Annotated in this window: 21 protein-coding genes and 3 tRNA genes; 3 read left to right on the top strand and 21 right to left on the bottom strand. The window is 59.6% G+C overall.

The window, feature by feature from the left end; translation table 11 throughout:
• Positions 1 to 20: 20 nt before the first annotated feature.
• From secF to ruvC, 6 genes are all read right to left on the bottom strand, one after another.
• The gene (gene secF, locus IM764_RS06855) at positions 21 to 1,292 is read right to left on the bottom strand and encodes a protein translocase subunit SecF (protein ID WP_099298673.1); all 1,272 of its coding nucleotides are present in this window, start codon (positions 1,290 to 1,292) and stop codon (positions 21 to 23) included.
• Positions 1,292 to 3,031 (bottom strand): protein translocase subunit SecD, encoded by a 1,740-nt coding sequence (gene secD / locus IM764_RS06850; RefSeq protein ID WP_228073535.1) that lies wholly within the window; start codon positions 3,029 to 3,031, stop codon positions 1,292 to 1,294. The genes secF and secD overlap by 1 nt, the downstream gene beginning before the upstream one ends.
• Before the next feature lie 205 nt (positions 3,032 to 3,236).
• Positions 3,237 to 3,557 carry a preprotein translocase subunit YajC gene (yajC, locus tag IM764_RS06845; RefSeq protein ID WP_194187381.1) on the bottom strand — a complete coding sequence of 107 codons (321 nt, stop codon included), beginning with the start codon at positions 3,555 to 3,557 and terminating at the stop codon, positions 3,237 to 3,239.
• A 58-nt stretch (positions 3,558 to 3,615) separates the two neighbouring features.
• On the bottom strand, positions 3,616 to 4,728 hold the full coding sequence (ruvB, locus tag IM764_RS06840; RefSeq protein WP_099298670.1) for a Holliday junction branch migration DNA helicase RuvB: 1,113 nt from the start codon (positions 4,726 to 4,728) through the stop codon (positions 3,616 to 3,618).
• A 3-nt stretch (positions 4,729 to 4,731) separates the two neighbouring features.
• The gene (gene ruvA / locus IM764_RS06835) at positions 4,732 to 5,367 is read right to left on the bottom strand and encodes a Holliday junction branch migration protein RuvA (RefSeq protein ID WP_099298669.1); all 636 of its coding nucleotides are present in this window, start codon (positions 5,365 to 5,367) and stop codon (positions 4,732 to 4,734) included.
• Entirely contained in the window at positions 5,364 to 5,897 is a 534-nt protein-coding gene (gene ruvC, locus IM764_RS06830; RefSeq protein ID WP_099298668.1) for a crossover junction endodeoxyribonuclease RuvC, read from the bottom strand. The genes ruvA and ruvC overlap by 4 nt, the downstream gene beginning before the upstream one ends.
• 89 nt (positions 5,898 to 5,986) lie before the next feature.
• Here ruvC and IM764_RS06825 point away from each other — a divergent pair, with 89 nt between their 5' ends.
• Entirely contained in the window at positions 5,987 to 6,448 is a 462-nt protein-coding gene (locus IM764_RS06825; protein WP_194187380.1) for a DUF3817 domain-containing protein, read from the top strand.
• 42 nt (positions 6,449 to 6,490) lie between these two features.
• Here IM764_RS06825 and IM764_RS06820 read toward each other — a convergent pair whose 3' ends face one another.
• From IM764_RS06820 to IM764_RS06750, 15 genes are all read right to left on the bottom strand, one after another.
• Positions 6,491 to 7,243, bottom strand: coding sequence for a YebC/PmpR family DNA-binding transcriptional regulator (locus IM764_RS06820; protein ID WP_194187379.1), 753 nt, complete (start codon positions 7,241 to 7,243; stop codon positions 6,491 to 6,493).
• A 115-nt stretch (positions 7,244 to 7,358) separates the two neighbouring features.
• Positions 7,359 to 7,931 (bottom strand): pyridoxal 5'-phosphate synthase glutaminase subunit PdxT, encoded by a 573-nt coding sequence (pdxT, locus tag IM764_RS06815; protein WP_306345847.1) that lies wholly within the window; start codon positions 7,929 to 7,931, stop codon positions 7,359 to 7,361.
• A gap of 14 nt (positions 7,932 to 7,945) precedes the next feature.
• On the bottom strand, positions 7,946 to 8,815 hold the full coding sequence (locus tag IM764_RS06810) for an acyl-CoA thioesterase II (protein WP_099298664.1): 870 nt from the start codon (positions 8,813 to 8,815) through the stop codon (positions 7,946 to 7,948).
• A gap of 5 nt (positions 8,816 to 8,820) precedes the next feature.
• Entirely contained in the window at positions 8,821 to 9,732 is a 912-nt protein-coding gene (gene pdxS / locus IM764_RS06805) for a pyridoxal 5'-phosphate synthase lyase subunit PdxS (RefSeq protein ID WP_099298663.1), read from the bottom strand.
• 64 nt (positions 9,733 to 9,796) lie between these two features.
• Complete coding sequence (locus tag IM764_RS06800; RefSeq protein ID WP_099298662.1) at positions 9,797 to 10,282, bottom strand: hypothetical protein; 486 nt, start codon at positions 10,280 to 10,282, stop codon at positions 9,797 to 9,799.
• Positions 10,279 to 11,433 carry a glycosyltransferase family 4 protein gene (locus tag IM764_RS06795; protein WP_099298661.1) on the bottom strand — a complete coding sequence of 385 codons (1,155 nt, stop codon included), beginning with the start codon at positions 11,431 to 11,433 and terminating at the stop codon, positions 10,279 to 10,281. The genes IM764_RS06800 and IM764_RS06795 overlap by 4 nt, the downstream gene beginning before the upstream one ends.
• 33 nt (positions 11,434 to 11,466) lie before the next feature.
• A complete protein-coding gene (locus IM764_RS06790; RefSeq protein ID WP_099298660.1) occupies positions 11,467 to 12,408 on the bottom strand; it encodes a phosphatidylinositol mannoside acyltransferase in 942 nt (313 codons plus the stop codon).
• 32 nt (positions 12,409 to 12,440) lie between these two features.
• The gene (gene pgsA, locus IM764_RS06785) at positions 12,441 to 13,106 is read right to left on the bottom strand and encodes a phosphatidylinositol phosphate synthase (RefSeq protein ID WP_099298659.1); all 666 of its coding nucleotides are present in this window, start codon (positions 13,104 to 13,106) and stop codon (positions 12,441 to 12,443) included.
• Between the two features lie 3 nt (positions 13,107 to 13,109).
• Entirely contained in the window at positions 13,110 to 13,643 is a 534-nt protein-coding gene (locus IM764_RS06780; RefSeq protein WP_099298658.1) for an HIT domain-containing protein, read from the bottom strand.
• Positions 13,644 to 13,649: 6 nt separating this feature from the next.
• The gene (thrS, locus tag IM764_RS06775) at positions 13,650 to 15,734 is read right to left on the bottom strand and encodes a threonine--tRNA ligase (protein WP_099298657.1); all 2,085 of its coding nucleotides are present in this window, start codon (positions 15,732 to 15,734) and stop codon (positions 13,650 to 13,652) included.
• A gap of 71 nt (positions 15,735 to 15,805) precedes the next feature.
• Positions 15,806 to 17,017 (bottom strand): Dyp-type peroxidase, encoded by a 1,212-nt coding sequence (locus IM764_RS06770; RefSeq protein ID WP_194187378.1) that lies wholly within the window; start codon positions 17,015 to 17,017, stop codon positions 15,806 to 15,808.
• Positions 17,018 to 17,029: 12 nt separating this feature from the next.
• Complete coding sequence (locus tag IM764_RS06765) at positions 17,030 to 17,680, bottom strand: copper chaperone PCu(A)C (protein ID WP_228073516.1); 651 nt, start codon at positions 17,678 to 17,680, stop codon at positions 17,030 to 17,032.
• 92 nt (positions 17,681 to 17,772) lie between these two features.
• Positions 17,773 to 18,117 carry a hypothetical protein gene (locus tag IM764_RS06760; RefSeq protein ID WP_099298654.1) on the bottom strand — a complete coding sequence of 115 codons (345 nt, stop codon included), beginning with the start codon at positions 18,115 to 18,117 and terminating at the stop codon, positions 17,773 to 17,775.
• A gap of 100 nt (positions 18,118 to 18,217) precedes the next feature.
• A complete protein-coding gene (locus IM764_RS06755; RefSeq protein WP_228073514.1) occupies positions 18,218 to 18,811 on the bottom strand; it encodes a copper resistance protein CopC in 594 nt (197 codons plus the stop codon).
• A 332-nt stretch (positions 18,812 to 19,143) separates the two neighbouring features.
• A tRNA-Val gene (locus IM764_RS06750) sits at positions 19,144 to 19,218 on the bottom strand.
• A gap of 361 nt (positions 19,219 to 19,579) precedes the next feature.
• On the opposite strand from IM764_RS06750, the gene IM764_RS06745 reads away from it, so the two are divergent.
• Positions 19,580 to 19,652 (top strand) — tRNA-Gly (locus tag IM764_RS06745).
• Positions 19,653 to 19,686: 34 nt separating this feature from the next.
• Positions 19,687 to 19,761: transfer RNA gene (locus IM764_RS06740), tRNA-Val, on the top strand.
• Positions 19,762 to 19,861: the final 100 nt, after the last annotated feature.

Genomic DNA, 19,861 nt, shown 5'->3' with positions numbered 1-19,861 from the left:
GCATCCTTAAACGCTTCTTTCTACATTCCTGGGCGCCAAGAGCGCCCCGTGTCCTCGGCCGTTGCACCGTGGTGCTCGTTCGGGCTGCTCACGCGTCGCAGTTCGCGAGTCTCGTTTGCCGAGTTCGGGTGGGAGGCAGCAGTGTCGTTATTTCCGACGCCAACCTCGCGCGCCACAACGGCATTCTCAGCGGGCAGCTCAGAGCTGGAGTCCGCGGAGTCTTCCGAGTAGCCGCCTTCACGAGCTCGCAATACGCGGCTTTCGTGATCCTGGTACTCCTTGCGTCGGTTCTTAAACACAACCAGCAGAGGTGCGGCGAAGAAGATGGAGCTGAACGTTCCGGCCACCACGCCGATGAACTGCACCAGAGCCAGATCCTTGAGCGTGCCCACGCCCATGATCCCCACGGCAACGACCAGCAAAGAGATGATCGGCACGGCGGAGAAAATGGTGGTGTTCAGCGAGCGCATGATCGTCTGGTTGACCGCCAAGTTGACCTGCTCCGCGTACGTCGAGCGGGTGGAGTTAAACAGCCCGGCAGTATTTTCCTTGACCTTGTCGAAGACCACCACCGTGTCGTACAGGGAGAACGAGAGGATCGTCAGCAGACCGATGACGGTGGCTGGAGAGACCTCAAAGCCAATCAGCGAATAGATTCCCGCCACCACGGTGAGGTCGATGACCAAACAAATGATGGCTGCGAGGGCCATGTCCGCTTCCATACGCAGGGTGATGTAAATAAACACCGCTGCCAGGAACACTGCCAACGCGATGCCCATGCGCTGGGTAATGGAGTCACCCCAGGATTCGGAAACGGTGGAATCGTTGACCGCGGCTTCCGTGACCTCGCCGTTGGCATCGGTGGGCTGGAACTTATCGAACAGAGCGGAGCGAGCATCGCGAATCTGCTCCTCGCTGAGTCGTTCCGAGGTGATTTCCACCTGCCGTGCATCACCGGAACCCACGATCTGCGTGGCCTGCGGGCTCACGCCCGTTGCCTCTTCAAAGGTTTCGGAGACGGTGGTCTCGTTGGCGCCGTTGGTTGGTGGCATCGAGATGCGCGTACCGCCCTCAAAATCGATACCCAGCGAGAATCCGCGGATGAGGATGGCGGCGATGCACACCACGAGGATGCCGATCAGTACCGCAAACCACTTCTTACGGTTGGGAACAATCTGCAAACCGCTCTCGCCGTTGTACATGCGCTCCAAGAACCCAGGCTGCTTGCCAGAGTTGTTCTTGGATGTGCGCTTATCCTTCGCGTCCTTCGACGCGGAGATGTCAGTAGACATTACTTCTCCCCCTTCGTGGACGCGGTAGTGCTGGTGCTGTCCGCGGGCGCGGTGGCCACAGCGTCAGTTTTCGAATCAATTTTCGCCGCACGCTGGTGCTCTTCCGAGTGGCGCTCCGCGGAACGGAATGCCGCGCCCAGACCATTGATGTGTGGGCTGTGGAAGAAGCGGCGTCGGGAAAGAAGAATCACCATCGGAGCCGTCACCATGAAGGCCACAACCACGTCGAACAACGTCGTCAGACCCAGCGTGAACGCGAATCCCTTCACCTCGCCGATCGCCAAGAAGTAGAGAATCACGGCGGCCAGCAAGGAGACGAAGTTACCGGTGACGATGGTGGAACGAGCGCGCTGCCATGCACGCGGCACGGCCGAGCGGAACGAGGATCCGTTGAGGATCTCATCCTTGATGCGCTCGAAGTAGATCACAAAGGAGTCCGCCGTGGTGCCCAGGCCAATGATCAAGCCGGCGATACCCGCCAGATCCAGGCTGTAACCGATCCAACGGCCCAGCAGCACGATGAATCCGTAGACCAGCAAGAAGCTGGCCACCAGAGAGAGCATCGCGACCACGCCGAGCATGCGGTAGTAGAACAGCGCCCACAGCGCGACCAGAACTAAACCAACCAGACCGGCGATAATGCCGGCACGCAGGGACGCCTCGCCCATCGTTGGAGAGATGGTTGTGGTGGTGCCACCGGGCTCGCCGTTCTCACCGACGAAGCTCAGCGGCAACGCGCCATAACGCAGGTTGTTGGCCAGATCCTGTGCTTCCTTCTCACTGAAGTTGCCGGTGATCTGGCTGACTTCTCCGGGAGGAGTGGGGCTCTGAATCTCTGGGGCGGAAATCACTTGGCTGTCCAGGGTGATGGCAACCTGGCGGCCCATCATCTGCTGACCCAGCTGGTACCAGGTCTCTCCACCAGGGGTCTGCTCGCCGGTCTTGAAGCGGAAAGTGATGGCCATCTGGGCAGTATTTGGATCCAGCCCACCAGTGATCTGCGAATCGGTATCAATCAATTCGCCGGTCAGCCTCTGGCCTTCCTCACCTGGCTTACCCACCAAAAGCGGGGCGGGGTCCAGCACCATCGGGCCCTGCTCGGAACACGTCACCAATGGCTTCGACGGATCATCTGCACCTGCCAATGGGTCAGTTCCGGAGCACGTCATCAGAGAGGCCGCAGCGTTTTGTGTGTCGGGATCAGCAGACTGGCGGTCATTGCGCAGCACCGAGACCTGATGATCGCGGAACTTCTGCTCTTCCACCGACGTTGCTGGCTCCTTCGGCGCCTTGGCAGAGACCTTGATCTCCTTGGGTGGATTAGGAACGCCGATCTGCGAGAAGACGGGAACCACCGCGGCCAGCTTCTCGTTGGCCTCATCCGGAGTCATCACTCCGGCTTCAACCCAACGATTGGCCATGTCTTTCAGCACCTTGGGAAGCTCGGCGGTAGGTGCCACAGGCTGGGCGACACCACGGAACAGCAACTGGGACGTCTTGCCCAAGTTGCGCGCTTCTCCCGCGTCATCACCAGGCACGGTGATCACCAGATTGTTGCCGTCCGTGACCACTTCTGCGCCGGATACGCCCATGCCGTTGACGCGGTTTTCCAAGATCGTACGAGCCTGGTTCAGCTGATCTGAGGTGGGCTCACCACCCTGAGGAACCAACGTCACACGAGTTCCACCCTGCAGGTCGATGCCAAGCTTCGGGGTCGGGCTCTTGGACCCGGTGAACATCACCAGGGCAAAAACACCAATGAGGATGACGATGAACAAAGCGATGACCTGCTTGGGCCAAGCAACTTGTCCTCGCCGTTTGCTACGCGTGCGCTGAGACGCCACTGTATTAGCTCCTGTAGCGATTGAAGGAGTAGGGATGAGGGCGCAAAATGACCAACTCAATTGGTCACTTGAGCGCCGAACGTAGAAATCTTAGCTGCTATTACTGCTCTTCTGGAGCCTCTGGGTCTTTGCCAAGCTGATCGGCCTGTTGCGAGCCGGACTCCACAGAATCTACGAGCGCCAGGATGCTGGTGCGGTCCCACGTGGTCACCACGCCGGCGCTGATTTCCAGATCCACGGTGGTCTCTCCGATGTGGGAGATGCGGCCGTGCATGCCGGAGGTGGTCTTGACCACCATGTTGGGATGAAGGTTGTCTTGGAAGTTGCGAATTTCCTTCATGCGCTGGTTTTGCTTGCGCAAGCTGATGAGTGGAAGCGCAACAAACACCACGAGAAGTAAGCCTAAGAGCAAAAGATCCATGAGGGATAGTGTGCCACAGTGACCTGTGGGTGCCTAAAGCTTCCCGCGCGTTTCTTGATTACAGCCCAGGTGCATTATCTGGTGGAATCAACCCTGCGTGACGCCAAGCTTGAGCTGTGGCGACGCGTCCGCGCGGGGTGCGGGCGACCATTCCGGCTCGCACCAAGTACGGTTCGCAGACTTCCTCCACCGTCGAGGGCTCCTCGCCCACCGCCAGCGCCAAGGTGCTCACGCCCACGGGACCGCCGCCATGGCCGCGCACCAGCGAATCAAGCACGGCCCTATCGAGGCGATCGAGTCCTTGTTCGTCGACGTCAAACACCACCAGAGCAGACTGAGCCACCTTTACATCGATGACTCCCCCGGCGTACACATCGGCGAAGTCACGCACACGCCGCAACAATCGGTTGGCGATACGCGGGGTTCCTCGAGATCGGCTGGCGATCTCCGCCGCAGCGTCTGCGGAGAGATTCATATTGAGGATTCCCGCAGTACGCATCACTACGCGGGTGAGATCTTCCGTTTCGTAGAACTCCATCTGGGCGGTAAAGCCGAAGCGGTCGCGCAGCGGACCGGTGAGCATGCCGGAACGGGTGGTGGCGCCCACCAATGTGAAGGGGGCAATTTCAATCGGAATGGATGTGGCTCCCGGGCCCTTGCCCACGATGACATCGATCCGGAAATCCTCCATCGCCATGTAGAGCATCTCTTCCGCAGGGCGTGCCATGCGGTGGATTTCGTCAATGAACAGGACATCGCCCTCCATCAAATTGGAGAGCATCGCGGCCAAGTCACCTGCGCGCTCCAGCGCCGGACCGGAGGTCATGCGCAGTGAGCTTCCCAGCTCCTGGGCGATGATCATGGCCATGGTGGTCTTGCCCAGTCCGGGAGGTCCCGCCAGCAACACGTGATCCGGAGCCACGTTGCGAGCCCGCGCACCGCTGAGAACCAAGTCCAGCTGCTGGCGGACCTTCTTCTGCCCAATGAATTCAGTCAGAGACTTCGGACGCAGTGACGTTTCCACATCCTGCTCTTCCGACGTGGTGCGAGCATCCAAATCTGGGTTGCGAACAGGTGGCTTCCCCGCTGCTCCCTCACCGAGCCCTGCGGCTCGCGGGGCATCGTCAGGCAACGCAAACTCCGTGCGCTCGATATCGCCGTTCTTCGCCATGAATTAACGCCCTCCGTTCATCGCGGACAGTACGCCTCGGAGCACAGCGGAGACAGAGACGTTGCTCTGATCCATGTGCGCCAGCACGTTCCGGGCCGTGGCTTCGGATTCCTTCTCCGAAAAGCCTAGGCCGGTCATCGCTTCGACAACCTGGGACAGGACATCCGCATTCTCAATACCGGCAGCGGAAGCGCCTGGGGTTGGCGTCGGATCAAAGGAACCTGGGGTAGAAACCGGGAGATCCGGCAGCTTGCCCTTGAGGTCAACGGCCATGCGCTCGGCCAATCGCTTCCCCACACCAGGGGCCTTCTGCAGGGCCTTGACGTCGCCATCGTGGACGGCGCGGGCCAGCTCCACTGCAGAAAGCGTGCCCAGGATGCCCATCGCTAGACGAGCACCCACGCCCGAGACACCTTGAACGGTGTAGAAAGCCTTGCGTTGCTCAGCGTCCATGAACGCATACAGGGTTTGTGAATCTTCACGCACCACGTGGGCCGTCAGCACGAACACTTCCTCGCCCCGCGCGAGCTGAGCATTCGTGTTCGGCGAGGTCAGGCACTCATAACCCACCCCGCCACATTCGATGACGACAGTATCCAGGCTCTTGTCGATGACAGTGCCTCTCAAGGATGCAATCACAGTTGTCCCTCCACAATCAGGTTCATGGGCGCCCGCCAACAGTGGCACACAGCCAAGGCTAGGGCGTCCGCAGCATCGGCGGGCTTGGGCGGCTCGGATAGACCCAAGATACGGGTAATCATGTTGGTCATCTGCGCTTTGTCCGCGCGTCCATTGCCGCTGATGGACTTCTTGACCTCACTGGGGGTGTACATGTGCACCGCGATGCCTCGCTTGGCGGCAGCGAGCATCAACACCCCAGAGGCGTGCGCTGTATTCATCACGGTGGACACATTAGAACGCTCAAAGACGCGCTCGATGGCCACCACATCCGGGGAGTAATCATCCATCCACTCCTCCACCGCCAGGGAAAGGCGGAGCAGCCGGTCGGCGAGATCCTCGTCCGCCGGGGTGCGCACCACGCCCACCGCGATAGGCAACACGCTGCGACCTTTACCTGCCTGCACCATGGACAGCCCACACCGGGTCAGTCCAGGGTCAATGCCCATTACGCGCACCCCCGCCAAGGAGTGCGCAGAGCGAGGCGCCATCGCGCGCTGAGTAGTGTCCATAGCGCTAGTTAATTTAGCACATACGTGCGAAAACAGGAGCGGACACTCCGTTTGCTAGATTAGGGATCATGTCACCGAAGTCCGTGTATCAGTTTGTATCCGTCGCCGAAGCCTGCACGTGGGCCCTCCTGCTGCTGGGCATGGCCCTCAAGTACTCGGGCACCACGGAGGCGCTAACTCCCATCGCTGGCGGCATTCACGGCTTCGTCTTCTTAAGCTTTTGCGTTTCCACCGTGCTGATCTGGGTCAACAATAAGTGGAGCGCGGGACGGGGAATCATTGGCCTAGCCAGCGCAATCATCCCCTTTGTGACCATCCCCTTCGAGCGCAACGCAGATTCCCGCGGACTTCTGGATGGCCCTTGGCGCTTCCGCAAGGGCTCTACTGAACAGCCCCACACTGTGCCGGAAAAGGTTTTGGCCTTCATTGTCAACAAGCCAGTGCTCGCGCTGCTGGTGATTGTTATCGGACTTGCGATTGTGTTCAGCGGACTACTGGCACTCGGCTCCCCCGCCGAGTGGTTCAAGTAGCCAGCCGATCCTCGCCAACTCCCCTATTAGAGCCGAAGCGCTTTAAGCCTCGAGCTCCTCCAGCACGTCGGCTGGGATATCCATGTTGGTGTAGACATTCTGCACGTCATCCACATCTTCCAAGATGTCGATGAGGTTGAACACCTTCTGCGCGGTCGGCGCATCCACGGGTACTTCCATGGTGGGACGGAAATCCGGCTCCACGGAGTCATAATCGATGTCCGCGGCCTTCAGCGCATTACGCACCGCGCCCATATCGCCCGGCTCGCAGACGATCTCGAACTTCTCGCCGTGGTCATTAACCTCTTCGGCACCAGCGTCCAGAACAGCCATGAGGATCTTATCCTCTTCCTGGCCGTTCTTGTCCAGCACCACCACGCCCTTGCGGTTGAACATGTAGGACACGCTGCCCGCATCGGCCATGTTGCCACCGTTCTTGTTCACTGCGGTGCGCACTTCCGTAGCAGCGCGGTTCCGGTTATCCGTGAGGCACTCAATGAGCATGGCCACGCCGTTGGGGCCGTAGCCTTCGTACATCAAGGTTTCCCAGTCGGAGCCGCCAGCTTCTTCGCCGGCGCCGCGCTTCCGAGCACGCTCGATGTTGTCGTTAGGAACGGAGGCCTTCTTGGCCTTCTTGATCATGTCATCGAGGGTGGGGTTACCGGCTGGGTCTCCACCACCGGTACGAGCCGCGACCTCGATGTTCTTGATCGCCTTGGCCCACTCCTTGCTGCGCTTGGCGTCGTTCGCTGCCTTCTTGTGCTTGGTGGTTGCCCACTTGGAATGGCCTGACATCGTCCTCTTTCGCGTTGGTGGAAATAGGGAAAATCTTCTCGCACCCACGTTACTAGATGGGTTGCGTGTGGTTTGTTGGTGCTGGTCGTTTTCTTTTTTTGTCGACGCCAAACACCTAACAGCTACTGCGAATCATTTCCACGAAGTATTGGTGGACCTGCAGATCCTCGGTGAGCTCTGGGTGGAAGCTGGTGACAAGGACGTGGTTTTGTCGCGCTGCCACCACGCGCTCGTTCACCGTAGCCAGCACCTGCACGTCGTCCCCCACTTTTTCGATTTGCGGGGCGCGGATGAATACCGAGTCCACCGGATTCTCAATTCCGGTGAAGTCCAGTTCGCCTTCGAAAGAATCCCTCTGCCTGCCGAAGGCATTGCGTCGAACAGCCACGTCAATGACACCCAGAGATTCCGCATCGGGGCGGGTGTCCAACACCCTCGTGGCTAGCATGATCATGCCCGCGCACGTGCCAAATGCCGGCAACCCTGCTTGGATGGCTTCACGGAGCGGTTCAATCATTCCACCAAGTCGGAGCAGACGGGACATCGTGGTGGACTCGCCACCGGGCAGGATCAGCCCATCGATGTTCTCGAGGTGCTCGGTGCGGCGCACCAGCACAGCCTCGTGCCCCAGCTTTTCCACCATGCGGACGTGTTCGGCAACTCCGCCCTGCACGGACAGGATGCCGATGGTCAACTTCGTGCTCATGAATTCTCTTTACGTGGTGGCAGGGTGTGCTTTCCTGGCTGCAGTGTGCGCGTCAGGCCTTCCTGAGTCACCACCGCAATCAAATCGCCTTGCTGGTTGAAAATGCGCCCGTGCGTCAGTGCGCGTCCCGCGTGTGCGGATGGAGAAACCTGGTCATACAGGAGCCATTCGTCGGCACGGAAAGGCCGCAAGAACCACAGCGCGTGATCCAGCGAGGCTTCCTGAACGGGCTCGTCCTGGTGCGGAACCAGAGCGGAGGACAGCAGCGTCATATCGGACATGTACGCCAGCGTGCAGATATGCAGGGTCTCATCGTCCGGCAACTTGGCCTTGGATCGGAACCACACCACCTGCTGGGACGGGGTGTATTTGTTGTGTTCGTACATCTCCGGCGGCACGATGCGGATGTCCCACTCGTTCCATTCCTTCAACAGAGAACGGACTGCCTCCCGTGCGGGTGCAGACTCTTCAGGAATGTCCTCCGGTGCCGGGACCTTGCGCATCTGATCTGAATGCTCTGGGCCGTCATCGGTACGGATGTGGAAACTGGCCTGCATCACGAAGATCGCTTTGCCATCTTGCAGCGCCTTGACGTGCCGGGAGACGAAGGAGCGTCCGTCGCGGATGCGATCCACGAGGAACGTGGTTTTCTTATCTGGGTCTCCCCCGGCTACGAAGTATCCGTGGATGGAGTGCACGCCAAATTCAGAGCCCACGGTGCGGGTTGCCGCCACCAAGCTCTGCGCAGCCACTTGGCCGCCAAACGTGCGCCCCAGGTTGGTGGGGATCACTGCTCCACGGTAAATGTCCCGATCAATGTGCTCCAGATCGAGGACGTCCAGAATACGTGGCTGCGGTATAGACATTGGTCTTACCAGCCGCGCTCTGCCAGACGGTGTGGCTGTGGGATGTCATCGACGTTGATGCCCACCATGGCCTCACCGAGTCCACGAGAGACATCGGCGACGGTGCGTGGATCGTCGTAGTTCTGGGTGGCCTGAACGATTGCCTTGGCGCGCTGCTCTGGGTTTCCGGACTTGAAGATTCCGGAGCCCACGAACACACCCTCGGCGCCCAGCTGCATCATCATTGCGGCATCGGCTGGGGTGGCGATTCCACCAGCGGTGAACATGACCACTGGCAGCTTCCCGTTGCGAGCAACCTCGCGGACCAGCTCGTATGGCGCCTGCAGCTCCTTGGCTGCCACGTACAGCTCATCTTCTGCCATGGAGGTCAGGCGGTTGATTTCCGCGCGGATGGTGCGCATGTGGGTCACGGCGTTGGAGACATCTCCGGTGCCGGCCTCGCCCTTGGAGCGGATCATTGCGGCACCTTCGTTGATTCGACGCAATGCTTCACCCAGATTGGTAGCGCCACAGACGAAAGGCACGGTGAAGGCGAACTTGTCGATGTGGTTCTTGTAATCGGCTGGAGTCAGAACCTCGGACTCGTCGATGAAGTCCACTCCGAGGGACTGCAGTACCTGTGCTTCCACGAAGTGGCCGATGCGTGCCTTGGCCATTACGGGGATGGAGACCGCGTCGATGATGCCTTCGATCATGTCTGGGTCAGACATGCGAGACACGCCACCCTGGGCGCGGATGTCTGCTGGAACGCGCTCCAGAGCCATTACTGCGGTAGCGCCCGCATCTTCAGCAATCTTGGCCTGCTCAGGGGTCACCACGTCCATGATGACGCCACCCTTGAGCATGTCTGCCAGTCCGCGCTTAACGCGGGCAGTGCCGGTAGAGCCGGCGGTTGCGGTGCTATTTTCTTCAGTCACAGGCAATCGTCCTTCACAAGTAAGTAGCTAATGTTCGTTTTGCTAAAAACGGCTGTTCAATAATCTACTCTGTGGCGGGCAGCTGGGTAAACAGTGCCTCGTAGTATTCCGGGAGTGGCGCTGATCCTGCCAGTCTCAGGGCTTTCACATCTGCGCGGTCGCGCACCGTGCGGGTGTCTGCCACCGCGTCGTTGTAGAAGCGAGCCGCGAGATCCACGCGCGTGGACGCTTCCACGAACGCGGGGTTGGACAAGATCTCCTTGGGGATTTCTGCCAGGATTCGGTTTTCCGCATCGGTCCGGTGTCCCATGTCGGTGGCACGGAGCACCACACCTTCCACCCGGTTAACCTCCTGGGCGAGGTCGGGACACAAGGCCTTGATCACTTGTCCTCTGGCGCTCAACGCGCCTTCCAATCCCAGGCGCGCGGAATCAGTGCGGATATGCAGCCGGTTCAGGCGGTTGGCCGTACCACTGGCCCATAGCCCCACCAGGCCCAACACCAGCAGCACGACGATGCCAATGAATACCCACATGGGCAGCGAAATCATGACAGCGTCACCTTTCGTCCTGGGGCGTGCACGGTGCGGTAGACATCTTCCACCTGAGAGGTCACCGTCGACCAATCAAACTGCGCGGCGCGGGACTCTCCGTTGCGTGCCAGTTTCTGGCGCTTATCTGCATCCCGCAGCAGGTCAATCACCACGCGAGAAAGTTCCTCTCCATTACCGTTGCGGAACAGTGCTGCGGATTGTCCGCTTTCTCCCACCGCAACAAACGCGGGAATATCGCTGGCCACCACTGCGGCTCCCGCAGACATACCTTCCACCAAGACGATGCCAAAGCTCTCGCCACCGGTATTGGGTGCCACGTAGACATCCGAGCTGCGCAATGCACGGGCCTTATCTTCTTCCGAGACTGGCCCCAGAATGCGCACGGTCGCATCTGATGGGCCCATACCCACGGTGTAGCTCAGTCCAGAGGACTTCAACCGGTTACCCAGAGTGTCTACCCCACCACGGCCGGCAATCATGAGCTCCACATTTGGCACGGCGCGCACGATGTCCGGCATCGCGCTGAGTAGCACCTGCAACCCCTTGCGCGGTTCGTCGAATCGGCCCAAGAACATCAGTCGTGGGCGGGAGTCATCCAGGTCATCCAGTGGCTGCGCGTGGCGATAGTTCGCAGTCTCCACGCCGTTGGGGATGAGCACGGGATCGCCCGCCAAATTCTCCACCTGCCACTTCCGGGCTTCTTCGCTGACCGCGATGCCCCCGTGGATGCGCTCCAACAAAGGGCGCAGAAAAGGAAGCGCGAGCGTCAGCAGCTTCGACTCACTGGCGGAGGCGTGATACGTGGCCACCACCGGTCCCATGACTTGAGACAGCGAGAGCATGGAGTACGAAGGCGAATTCGGCTCGTGAATATGCAGAATGTCGAACTCGTTGCCCTCCACCCACCGGCGGATGTGCCGCCGAGACTTCGGGCCAAAGCTCAGCCTAGCCACAGATCCGTTGTAAGGAATCGGAATGCTGCTCCCGCCGAGTTCCACGAAGTCCGGAACCGTTGAGCGGTCCGTGCCCGGGCCAATCAGACTGACCCGGTGACCGCGACTGCGCAGTTCTTTACACAAGTCAATCGCGTGGGCTTGCACTCCTCCTGGCTCGTCGAAGGAATACGGGCACACCATGCCGATGGACATGCTTTCGGGTGAATGGAATCGAGAAACCACGAACTATCGGCCTCCCTGTTCTGCGTCCGCATCGGAGTGGTCATCCAGGCCCATCTTTCGGCGTCGGTCCGCGGACAGATCCGCGTGCCACAGTGGCTGCAGCATATGCCAGTCCTCTGGCTTTTGACCGATGTATTCCGCCATGAGATCAGCCTCTTGCTGCACAATGTCCTCCAACGGTTGGGAGGTATCCAGCGGATCGGACAGCTCAATCAGCCAGCCATCGTGCGTATAGTGCATCTTCACCACGTGCAGTGGCGCGCCAGTCCGCTTAGCCAGCAATGCGGGACCTGCAGGCATGGAACAAAGCTCACCGAAAAAGTCCACGTGCACGCCACTGCCGGTCAGATCGCGCTCCGCCATGAGGCACACCACGCGGTTTTCCCTCAGGGTCTGCTCCATGTGCGCCATGGGAGGCTTGTCTGCTCCGGACAGTGCAATCACGTCGAACCCTAGGGTTCTCCGGTACTTCACAAAAGCATCAAACAGCGATTCCGGGCGCAAGCGTTCCGCCACGGTAGTGAATTCACCCGAGTGATTGACCAGCCACACCCCCGCCATATCCCAGTTCGTGGCATGCGGCAGGGCGAAAATCGCCCCTTTACCGCCAGCCATAGAGGCTTCGATCTTGGTGGGCACATCCGCCGCGACGTTCTCATTAATCTTGGCAATGAGCTCCGGCCCCACCATCGAGGGCAAGCGGAATGCCTCTAGCCAGTAGCGCATGTAGCTGCGCATCGACTGCCGCACGAGTTCTCGCGTGACGTTTTCTGGGCCCACCACGCGGGCGAGGTTGCGGCGGAGCTGCTCTGGTCCTTTTCCTTTTTTCGACGCCACATCGGCGATCGCATTGAACAAAGGCTTCGCTACCGGCTCCGGGATCCTCTTCATCGCGGCCCATCCGAGCTGGTATCCCCATGCCGCGATGCGTTCCCAAGCGCTCACCCGAGGTGTTTTGTCCTTTGCCACGCTTAACCTCACGCGTCCTTGACTTCGGAGAACTCGCGAGCGCCCTCCGGCGCGGTGATCTTTTCCTGGGCCACATCGGATTTACCCACGATGATCAAGCGTTCCAGGACTGTATAGACGGAGCCCGCAGTCAGGATGCTCAAACCGATGGGAAGGATATACGGGATCCCCACACCAGACAGACCCAGGGAGACCAGTCCAATCAGCAGGCGCTCCGGCCGCTCGATCAACCCGCCGACCACCTTGATTCCGCTGGCCTCCGCGCGAGCCTTGACATAGCTAGTGACTTGGCTAGTCACCAGGATGATCAGACATAGTGCCGTGAAAAGTTCGTGCGGATCCTCCCGGGTGGCAAACCAAAAGGCCATCGCCCCGAAGATCGCACCATCGGAAAGACGGTCGCACGTGGCATCCAACGTGGCGCCGAACTTGGTCCCTCCGCCCTGCATGCGCGCCATGGTTCCGTCCACCATGTCCGTGGCGACAGTCAGTCCGATCAAGGCGGAAGCAGCGAAAACGTGACCGGTGGGAATCAGCGTGAGCGCGAATACGATCGCCAGTACCGTTCCCCCGACAGTCACTGCGTTGGGGGAAACACCTAACCGAGTCAGCCCTTTAGCCAGAGGTTCTATGAACACAGCGACGGGCCCACGACCACGAACACTCAGTACCATCGGTTACTCCTCCCGCCAGGCATCGGCAAGCAACTGCCTCGTCTCTCGCAGAGTCTGAGGAAGTACTTTCGTTCCAGCAATTACCGTCATGAAGTTAGCATCTCCGGTCCACCGAGGCACGATGTGCTGGTGAAGATGCTCGGAGACGCTGCCGCCGGAGGCTTTGCCAAGGTTGAGTCCGACATTGATGGCGTCGGGCGAAGAAACGGTACGCAACGTGCGGATCGCACGTTTGGTGAACACGGCGAGCTCCGCCGTCTCCTCCTCGGTGAGGTCCACGTAGTCCGCGACCCGGCGGTAAGGAACCACCATCATGTGCCCCGGGTTGTAGGGGAACAGATTCAGCACGCAGTACACACTGGTGCCACGAGCGACGATCAGCGCCTCCTCGTCGGACCTTTCCGGAAGGGTGGAAAACGGATCCTCGGACTTCTCGGTGGTGGTCAGGTACGCCGAACGATACGGAGCCCACAAGCGCTCGAGGCGCTGTGCTTCAGGGCTATCCTCGCTGACACCGTGATCCACATAAGAATCCACTACCGGTCACACCAGCGCAGCAATGGTAGCTTCGGACGGCTGATCATTGCGGCGCTCCGCGATCCACTGTGCGATGATCTCCACCGCACGCTCGCGAGGCACGCCGTTGACCTGGGTGCCGTCGAGGAAACGGAAGCTCACGGCGTTCGCCTCCACATCGCGACCGCCTACCAGAATCATGAACGGCACCTTGCCGGTGGTGTGGGTGCGGATCTTCTTCTGCATGCGATCATCGGAAGTATCCACCTCGGCGCGGACCCCGCGCTTGCGCAGATCAGCGGCGAACTCATCTAGGTAGCCGTTGAAATCATCGGCCACCGGGATGCCCACCACCTGGTGCGGAGCCAGCCAGGCTGGGAACGCACCCGCATAGTGCTCCAGCAGCACGCCGAAGAAGCGCTCGATGGAACCGAACAGCGCCCGGTGAATCATGATCGGCTGCTTCTTGGTGCCGTCCGAGGCCGTGTACTCCAAGTTGAATCGCTCTGGCATGTTGAAATCCAGCTGCACGGTAGACATCTGCCAGGTACGGCCGATGGCATCGCGAGCCTGCACGGAAATTTTCGGCCCGTAGAACGCAGCACCCTCTGGATCCGGAACCAGTTCCAAGCCGGAGTTAGTGGCCACGCGCTCCAAAATCTCGGTGGAGCGCTCCCAGATTTCGTCAGAACCAACCGATTTCTTGGGGTCCCGAGTAGACAGCTCGAGGTAAAAATCGTTGAGGCCATAATCTTTGAGCAAGGATAGAACGAACTCCAACACGCTGGTCAGCTCGCCCTCCAGCTGTTCCTCAGTGCAGTAGATATGCGCATCGTCCTGCGTGAAGCCACGGGCACGGGTCAGTCCGTGGATCACGCCAGATTTCTCGTAGCGGTACACGGTACCGAACTCAAACAACCGCAGAGGCAACTCGCGGTAGGAGCGCCCACGGGAGTCAAACACCAGGTTGTGCATCGGGCAGTTCATGGGCTTCAGGTAGTAATCCTGGGCGGCCTTCACCACGTTGCCGTCGGCATCGAACTCGGCATCTACCTGCATGGGCGGGAACATGCCGTCCTTGTAGAAACCGAGGTGACCGGAACGCTCATAGAGGTTCTGCTTGGTGATGTGCGGAGTGTTCACAAAGGAATAGTCCGCTTCCACGTGTCGACGACGCGAATGCTCCTCCATCTCCATGCGCACCATCGCACCGTCCGGATGGAACACGGGCAACCCGGAACCGAGGTCGTCGGGGAAGCTAAACAAATCCAGTTCAGCGCCGAGGCGCCGGTGATCGCGCTTTTCAGCCTCGGCAAGCATGGTCTGGTATTCGTCCAGTGCTTCCTTGGATTCCCACGCAGTGCCGTACACGCGCTGCAGATCCGCCTTGGACTGATCTCCGCGCCAGTACGCCGCAGAAGAACGGGTGATGGCGAAGGCCGGAATGTACCGGGTGGTGGGCACGTGAGGGCCGCGGCAGAGGTCGTACCAATCCACATCGCCCGTCCGCGGGTTGACGTTGCAGTAGCAGGTCAGCTCTCCGGCGCCGACTTCCGTGGCCTCGTCGGAATTAGGATCCACGCTGCCCTTGTCCTCGATGAGCTCCGTCTTATACGGCTCGTCAGTGTATTCCGCCAGGGCATCTTCGGTACTTGCGTACGCCTTGCGCTTAAACTTCTGCCCGGATTTGATGATCTTCTTCATCGTCTTTTCGATCTTCTTCAGATCTTCCGGGGTGAACGGCTCGGCGACGTCGAAATCGTAGTAGAAGCCGTTCTCGATTGCCGGACCAATGCCCAACTTGGTTCCGGGGAATTCCTTCTGCACGGCCTGAGCCAACACGTGCGCCGCGGAGTGACGGATTACGGCCCGGCCTTCCTCGGTATCGGAGGCGATGGCCGTGACTTCTTCGTCTGCTTCCGGAGCCCAAGAAAGGTCACGGAGCTGACCGGTGGAGTCCTTGACCACCACGATCGCCTGTGGGCCCTTGTTGGGCAGTTCCAGTGGTCGCATCGCCGACCCAGCCGTTTCCCCTGCTAGCACCGTGAAAATCACGGGTGCAACGTGCACGTGAGCGGACTGAATGTCGGGGGTCGAATCGAGGGTACTCATGGGGTCAGGGGGCTCCTTCAAGCTCATGGAGACGGTCACATACCTGGTGACAATCTTTAACTTGAAAGAGTCTACCCCTCCAGCACGTCCTGACCCCAGTAGCCACCCTCCGGTGTGCCAGCAGGGCACCAGAACACGGCAGAGCCCACGTGCGTGACCCACTGATTCAGCCGGTCACCCTCCGCCAAGCGCTTCTGGAGGGGCGTAAATGCCGTGTCTGGATCATCCTGGAAGCAGATGAAAATCAGACCCGTGCTTCCCAGGGCCGTGACTTCCCCGTCCCAGTTGTAGGCACGCCTGCGCATGTGTGTGCCTTCACCTGCAGTCAAACCCACATGCGAATGCGGATCGATCATGGGCAAGCCCTGCTCATTGACCGCGTTGAGGTCGACCTCGTCGAACTCCTCTGTGCCACCCAGAGGCGCGCCGGTCTCGATGGAGCGACCAAAGACCACTTCCCTGCTCGAACGGTCCAAGGCTTCCCATTCCGGCATGTCGTAGACCACGCGCCGCACCACCATGGCTGAGCCACCCAGCTCATCCCACACCGCGTCGTCGTACTCTTCCTTCGAGCGCGGGATGACCGTGCCGTCCTTGAAGCCCAGCAGATTGCGCGGGGTCTCCCCCGTCGGTGAGTCAATGAACCCACGTTGACTCCACTTGGGCGTGACGAAGTCCCTACAGCCACGCGTGAGTACGCGAGCAGCGTGGCTCACGGCCGTCAAGTCATCGCCACATATCTGCAGCACCAAGTCACCGTCGGAGAAATCCTCCGTCAGCCGGTCGCCCTTGAACTTAGGCAGCCCGTCGCGGTTGTTTTCGATCCAACCCGGGAGTTTGTCGCTGAGCTTGGCGTCGGAAATCAAACGAGGACCCCACCCCACCGTGATGGTGAGGTTGCGTGGCGCCATCGCCAGCTCCGATTCCAGATCCGCCAGCGGCGTGTGACCTTGCGTGAGGTTGCGCGCATCTCCGGTCCAAATTCGCATGATGCGCTGCAGACCTTTAGCGGACCGCCGCTCCTTGCGAACGTTGTATGCCACCAATAGAGCGTGCGTTTGCGGTGCGGTCTGGATTCCGGCTTGATGCTCGCCATCAAAGGCGATCTTCGTGTCTTCGGTGGCAAGGCCCGCGGAATCTGCTTGCGGTGACGTGCCGTTTTCATCCGACGCCATACTCCCCGCAGCCTCAGAATCAGACCCACAGGAGGTGATGACTGCCGTGGCACCAGTCAGGCCCACCCCGGCGAAAAAACCGCGGCGAGAAATCGATCGACGTGTCATGACCAGTTCCCCTTAGTGGGAGTGCTGCTCGTGATCCATGCCTTCGTGGTTCATGGATTCACTCTCAGCGGCGCCTGAGTTGGAGGAATCTCCGGTGGTGCCGTCGGAGTAGTGCTCGTGGGTGGACTGCTGGACGCGGACGGGTACGTCAGGCAGTTCGTAGCTGTTGCCTTCATCGTCCTTCAGGGTCAGGCTGAGTACGTCGCCTGCTGCGATGTCTTCCGTGTTGTCCATGAGCATGATGTGCTCGTGGCCTGGCTGAAGAACCAGAGAATCGCCGGCCTTGATGGTGAAACCGTCCTCAGCTTCCTTCATCTCGCCATCGGAGACAACGTGGAGCTGGTACATGCCCTTAGCGGAACCGGAGACCTCAGTGATGTGAATGTCCTTGTCCGAGGTGTTTTTCAGGGTGCCGAAGATGCCGGTCATTTCCTTATCGGCGGGCTTTGCCGTGACGTACGCATCGTCGAAGGTGATCGCGGAATCGCTGTCTTCGGTTGCCCCCTCTACGGCGGACTCTGCCGCAGAGGTGGCGGATGTGGCCTGGTCAGAGACGGACTGATCGCTATCGTTCTGCTCAGACGGGCTGCAGGCCGCCAAGGTCAAAGAACCCGCTGCAAGAGTTGCAACAGCCATCTGTGGGAAACGGCGAGAAATACGCATGATCACATTCTTTCTATGCATACGACCTGCGCCCGCGGATTACCGAATTGCTAAACGATTGGCCTTGGGTGCGGCCGGAAAAACTGCTTGAGTTACTGTGCAGAAGTATCAGTTTGGGTACCAGCCTGGCCTGCTGCGCCAGACTGGGTGCCTGCACCTTCATTGGTGAAGCCAGGATCAACCACGGAACCTTCGGTGGCGGCGGTCTCGGAACCGGATACTGCAGTGCCGGTGGCCTCGCCGTTTGCGCCCTGCTCACTTGAGGATGACTCTGCAGTTTCAGAGGACTCGATATCCAAAGATGGAGAACTCTGCCCGGACTGGTTGTCCTTGAAAGGCTGGTCAGAGTCATTCTGGTGTGGAGGGGTGCATGCGGAAAGCGCCAGTGCGGCGGTCAAAGCGATGGAGGCCGTAGCGGCGGTACGAAGGTTCTTCACGAAAATCTCCTGGTTCGTCGGGACGTCAGTCCACGGCCAGAGGATCTACCCGTGGCCGAGGGGGCGCGTGGTGCCCACGCTGCGAAAGGAAGATTGGAGTCTATTCGGACTTCAAATTCCGGAAGCGCGCGATGGCCATTACCAGTGCACCTGCAATAACGACGATACCTGCCAAGGGAAGCAACCAGGAAGGCAGGGAACTTGAATCCTCCCCCTGATTGGAACCGGTGGTTGCTGGGGTGGCTTCGGTGGTTTCGGAACCCGCCGAGTCCCCAGAACCGGACGCGCCTTCGGCGATGGAAAACTCCAGGCTGCCTCTGGTGGCATGTCCGTCGGAGGAGGTGATCTGGTAGCCCAGCATGTAATCGCCAGGTCCAGCCTCGACATCGTCAGGGACATCCACAGTCAGAGTCTGGCCTTCTACCTTTGGCTCTTCGCTGAACAGGACCTCGCCGTCTTGGGACAACGCCACGGTGTTGAACTCACCTTGTGGGGTGCCAGAGAACTCGAGGGTGATTTCCTGCGGAAGTTCGTTCACTACTTCCCCGTTTGCAGGGTTCGATGACAACACAGAATCGTGCGCCATCGCTGCCGGTGCCATGATTGCTGAGCCGAACACGCCCGCCGTCAGCGCGAGTGCGGCGACCGACGTGCGAGCGGCAGGCTTTTCAGTACCGCGGGCAAAGAGTGACATGGAACGTCCTTTCACTGATCTTCTGTGACCGTCATGGGGACGGTCAGTGAAGTAGTCGTTTGTTTGTTTACTTTAGTTCCCGTTTACGTGACGTTTGTGAAGTTTCTCACCTACCGGCGCTATAGCCCAAGCGGCTGAGACCAAGCCGGAGACCATGATCATGTTTTCCTACTATTCCTCAACAGGGCTGTTCCATTTACGCAGGTGAGTGTTACCCATGGGACACCCTTACGCGAGAAATAGTAGGAATACCTGGAGGAATCCAGATCGGCTGGACCCGAGCAAAAAGAAGCTCCGTCGCGGTGATCTGCGCGACGAAGCTTCGTATTAAGTGGTGGTCCTAACTGGGATCGAACCAGTGACCTTTCCGGTGTGAACGGAACGCTCTCCCGCTGAGCTATAGGACCTCAGGTGTTCTTGCGAACGCATCAGAATCTAGCACTGTTTAGGTGCGCTACATAAAAACGCAGGCCACAGGCTTTAACGCGGCGCTTAACCAACCTCGTCGGGTACAGGTATTGCCCGCAGCGGGGTCGTGTCCGTTCCGCAAGCCCCGTTCTTCTGCGACTTCCATCACTCTCGCTCACAGCCGCCAACAACCGCCAACAGCCAACATCCATGCATGCTCAACTCACAGCCATGTCATTTAGCCACCAGCAACAGCGCGCCACACTCACCCCACAAACGCGGATTCACCAGCTGATTTGTGAATACTCACCCGCACCCGCTATCGTTTTATCTCGCACCACACGTTGTTGTGTGGAGCACGCGGATGTAGCGCAGTTGGTAGCGCATCACCTTGCCAAGGTGAGGGTCGCGAGTTCGAGTCTCGTCATCCGCTCTCATTTCACCGGGCCAATCGTTGGAATGTACCCGCGCGTTTAGCTCAGCGGGAGAGCGCTTCCCTGACACGGAAGAGGTCACTGGTTCGATCCCAGTATCGCGCACCATCTACTTGATGAAGTTTCTATCGAACTTGATCGCTGTAAGTAGATACGCGGATGTAGCGCAGTTGGTAGCGCATCACCTTGCCAAGGTGAGGGTCGCGAG

Origin of the sequence: Corynebacterium sp. ED61, from assembly GCF_015233855.1 — a bacterium.
GTDB classification, from domain to species: domain Bacteria; phylum Actinomycetota; class Actinomycetes; order Mycobacteriales; family Mycobacteriaceae; genus Corynebacterium; species Corynebacterium dentalis.
The sequence above is the reverse complement of the archived record's forward strand: the minus strand, read 5'-3'. Positions and strand labels throughout refer to the sequence as shown.